This window comes from Staphylococcus ureilyticus (assembly GCF_002902235.1).
In the GTDB taxonomy this organism is placed as follows: Bacteria; Bacillota; Bacilli; order Staphylococcales; family Staphylococcaceae; genus Staphylococcus; species Staphylococcus ureilyticus.
The window spans coordinates 1-3,283 of sequence record NZ_PPRL01000125.1 but is presented as its reverse complement, the minus strand read 5'-3'; the positions used below and the strand labels follow the sequence as shown (position 1 = coordinate 3,283).

1 protein-coding gene and 21 tRNA genes are annotated in these 3,283 nt (G+C 41.7%); all 22 read left to right on the top strand.

Annotation, left to right across the window (positions count from 1 at the left end; genetic code table 11):
• Positions 1–7: 7 nt before the first annotated feature.
• A tRNA-Leu gene (locus CD150_RS11595) sits at positions 8–96 on the top strand.
• Between the two features lie 12 nt (positions 97–108).
• A tRNA-Arg gene (locus tag CD150_RS11590) sits at positions 109–182 on the top strand.
• 29 nt (positions 183–211) lie between these two features.
• A tRNA-Pro gene (locus tag CD150_RS11585) sits at positions 212–285 on the top strand.
• Positions 286–312: 27 nt separating this feature from the next.
• A tRNA-Ala gene (locus tag CD150_RS11580) sits at positions 313–388 on the top strand.
• A 28-nt stretch (positions 389–416) separates the two neighbouring features.
• Positions 417–490 (top strand) — tRNA-Met (locus CD150_RS11575).
• 26 nt (positions 491–516) lie between these two features.
• Positions 517–590, top strand: a tRNA-Ile gene (locus CD150_RS11570).
• Positions 591–599: 9 nt separating this feature from the next.
• Positions 600–692 (top strand) — tRNA-Ser (locus CD150_RS11565).
• Between the two features lie 39 nt (positions 693–731).
• Positions 732–824, top strand: a tRNA-Ser gene (locus tag CD150_RS11560).
• Between the two features lie 13 nt (positions 825–837).
• A tRNA-Met gene (locus tag CD150_RS11555) sits at positions 838–911 on the top strand.
• 11 nt (positions 912–922) lie between these two features.
• Positions 923–998 (top strand) — tRNA-Asp (locus CD150_RS11550).
• 16 nt (positions 999–1,014) lie between these two features.
• Positions 1,015–1,087: transfer RNA gene (locus tag CD150_RS11545), tRNA-Phe, on the top strand.
• 10 nt (positions 1,088–1,097) lie between these two features.
• A tRNA-Thr gene (locus CD150_RS11540) sits at positions 1,098–1,173 on the top strand.
• Between the two features lie 7 nt (positions 1,174–1,180).
• Positions 1,181–1,264: transfer RNA gene (locus CD150_RS11535), tRNA-Tyr, on the top strand.
• A gap of 11 nt (positions 1,265–1,275) precedes the next feature.
• Positions 1,276–1,349: transfer RNA gene (locus tag CD150_RS11530), tRNA-Trp, on the top strand.
• Positions 1,350–1,351: 2 nt separating this feature from the next.
• Positions 1,352–1,424, top strand: a tRNA-His gene (locus CD150_RS11525).
• A 12-nt stretch (positions 1,425–1,436) separates the two neighbouring features.
• Positions 1,437–1,508: transfer RNA gene (locus tag CD150_RS11520), tRNA-Gln, on the top strand.
• A 7-nt stretch (positions 1,509–1,515) separates the two neighbouring features.
• Positions 1,516–1,589 (top strand) — tRNA-Cys (locus CD150_RS11515).
• Between the two features lie 8 nt (positions 1,590–1,597).
• Positions 1,598–1,672, top strand: a tRNA-Gly gene (locus CD150_RS11510).
• Positions 1,673–1,688: 16 nt separating this feature from the next.
• Positions 1,689–1,763: transfer RNA gene (locus CD150_RS13475), tRNA-Gly, on the top strand.
• A 15-nt stretch (positions 1,764–1,778) separates the two neighbouring features.
• Positions 1,779–1,853: transfer RNA gene (locus tag CD150_RS13470), tRNA-Gly, on the top strand.
• Between the two features lie 41 nt (positions 1,854–1,894).
• A tRNA-Leu gene (locus tag CD150_RS11505) sits at positions 1,895–1,977 on the top strand.
• A gap of 225 nt (positions 1,978–2,202) precedes the next feature.
• Positions 2,203–3,283, top strand: a 1,081-nt coding sequence (locus CD150_RS11500; RefSeq protein ID WP_103161620.1) for a PTS sugar transporter subunit IIC, incomplete at its 3' end; no start/stop codon positions are given.

Here is a 3,283-nt window from a genome sequence, read left to right as displayed (position 1 = left end):
TTATTTTGCCGGGGTGGCGGAACTGGCAGACGCACAGGACTTAAAATCCTGCGATGAGAGATCATCGTACCGGTTCGATTCCGGTCCTCGGCACCATCTTTGAATTAAGCGCCCGTAGCTCAACTGGATAGAGTGCTTGACTACGGATCAAGAGGTTATGGGTTCGACTCCTATCGGGCGCGTAATTTAGATTGCTTCATCCTATGAAAAACGGGAAGTAGCTCAGCTTGGTAGAGCACTTGGTTTGGGACCAAGGGGTCGTAGGTTCGAATCCTGTCTTCCCGATATCTACTAAAATTCATTTTACTAAATGGGGGCTTAGCTCAGCTGGGAGAGCGCCTGCTTTGCACGCAGGAGGTCAGCGGTTCGATCCCGCTAGTCTCCACCATATTTATTGATACAAACTAAATTACAACGGCGGTGTAGCTCAGCTGGCTAGAGCGTACGGTTCATACCCGTGAGGTCGTGGGTTCGATTCCCTCCACCGCCACTATTGTTAGTTGTAAATTATACTCTGGACCTTTAGCTCAGTTGGTCAGAGCTAACGGCTCATAACCGTTCGGTCGCAGGTTCGAATCCTGCAAGGTCCATATAATTTTGGAGGAATACCCAAGTCCGGCTGAAGGGATCGGTCTTGAAAACCGACAGGGGCTTAACGGCCCGCGGGGGTTCGAATCCCTCTTCCTCCGCCATTTTAAAACAATTTAATAGTATAATTATCGTATATTTTTGGAGGAATACCCAAGTCTGGCTGAAGGGATCGGTCTTGAAAACCGACAGGAGCTTAACGGCTCGCGGGGGTTCGAATCCCTCTTCCTCCGCCATTAATATCATTATCGCGGGATGGAGCAGTTCGGTAGCTCGTCGGGCTCATAACCCGAAGGTCGGTGGTTCGAATCCGCCTCCCGCAATTACATAATTTGGTCTCGTAGTGTAGCGGTTAACACGCCTGCCTGTCACGCAGGAGATCGCGGGTTCGATTCCCGTCGAGACCGCCATTATTTTTAACATTATGGTTCAATAGCTCAGTTGGTAGAGCAATGGATTGAAGCTCCATGTGTCGGCAGTTCGACTCTGTCTTGAACCATTTTATACAAGCCGGCCTAGCTCAACTGGTAGAGCAACTGACTTGTAATCAGTAGGTTGGGGGTTCAAGTCCTCTGGCCGGCACCATTTTCATGGAGGGGTAGCGAAGTGGCTAAACGCGGCGGACTGTAAATCCGCTCCTTCGGGTTCGGCAGTTCGAATCTGCCCCCCTCCACCATTCAATTTAATAGGGGCATAGTTCAACGGTAGAATAAAGGTCTCCAAAACCTTCGATGTGGGTTCGATTCCTACTGCCCCTGCCATGGCGGTTGTGGCGAAGTGGTTAACGCATCGGATTGTGGTTCCGACACGCGTGGGTTCGATTCCCATCAACCGCCCTTATTGATTAATGGGCTATAGCCAAGCGGTAAGGCAACGGACTTTGACTCCGTCACGCGCTGGTTCGAATCCAGCTAGCCCAGTTTTATTGGCGGCATAGCCAAGTGGTAAGGCAGAGGTCTGCAAAACCTTTATCACCGGTTCAAATCCGGTTGCCGCCTCCATGAATTATGCGGGAGTAGTTCAATTTCTAGAACACATTCCTTCCCGGAATGAGATATAGGTGCAAGTCCTATCTTCCGCTCCATTTAATTTAATATTATGCGGGAGTAGTTTAACTCTTAGAACACATTCCTTCCCGGAATGAGATATAGGTGTAAGTCCTATCTTCCGCTCCATTTAATTTATATTATGCGGGAGTAGTTTAACTCTTAGAACACATTCCTTCCCGGAATGAGATATAGGTGTAAGTCCTATCTTCCGCTCCATTATCACTTCCTGGTTGGAAGTTTTTTGTTTATAATATTGAGCCAGCGTGGCGGAATTGGCAGACGCGCGGGACTCAAAATCCCGTTCCTTTTTGGAGTGTCGGTTCGATCCCGACCGCTGGTATAATTAGTGTTTAAATAGAGAGAAAATATCTCAGAAATCCCATATTTATGGGGTTTCTTTTTTTTTATGATTTAAAATGTATATGATTTATTTTGAATTCTGGTAGCTAGGTGTATATGCAGAAATTTAATGATTATATCTTAGTTTATAACTTTAAACTTAATATTGTACTTTAGTCGAAAATATAATATTATTAGTCTAATGTTATATTTGGAGGATACAAGAATGGTAAAATCAGGCACAGCTAAAACTACAGGTAAATCATTTTTTGGTAATATTTTACAAGCTGTTGGAGCAGGTGTAGTCATTGCATTAATACCTAATGCATTATTAGGTGAATTATTAAAATTTTTTAAAGAAGGTAACCAATTATTAGAGACTGTTTATCAGTTAGTAGTTTTAATCCAATCATTTATGGCATTTATTATTGGTGTTTTAGCAGCACATCAGTTTAAATTTAATGGGGCTGGTGCCACTATGATAGGTGTTTCCGCTATGATAGGTAGTGGTGCTGTTAAGATGACTGAAGGCGGATTTTTACTCAATGGTACTGGTGATATCATAAATACTATTTTAGTTGTAGTGATAGCTTGTACTTTATACTTGTTATTACAAAATAAACTAGGATCACTGGAAATGATTCTATTACCTGTTATTATTCCAGTTTTAAGTGGCGTTATAGGCTTGTTTACATTAGGTTATGTGACAAATGTCACTAAAGGAATCGGTCATATAGTAAATGCTTTTACAGAATTAAATCCATTAATGATGTCAATATTGATTTGTGTTACATATGCGTTGTTAATGGTTACACCAATATCTGTAGTTGCTATAGCAACGGCAATCAGTTTATCAGGTTTAGGTAGTGGTGCAGCTAATATGGGTATTGTAGCAGCTTGTGTGACATTTTTATTTGGTTCAATTAGAGTTAATGGGGCCGGAGTCAATTTAGTATTGATAATTGGTGCTGCTAAGATGATGATACCTGTTTATTTTAAGCATTTAATTATTGCAATACCGTTAATTATTAATGGAGTGATTGGCGGTTTAATCGCTTACTTTATTGGCATTAAAGGTACACCAATGTCTGCTGGTTTTGGTTATACAGGATTAGTTGGGCCGATTAATGCATTTAATCGAATGGATGGAGATCCTAACATGAATATTATTTTATTAGTATTTGGATATTTTATAATACCATTTGTTTCTGCATTCTTTGTGCATGAAATTTGTAAAAAAATGATGCGTAAATATACAGATGATATTTATAAGTTTGAGATCCCTAAACCTGTCTCTTATACACATC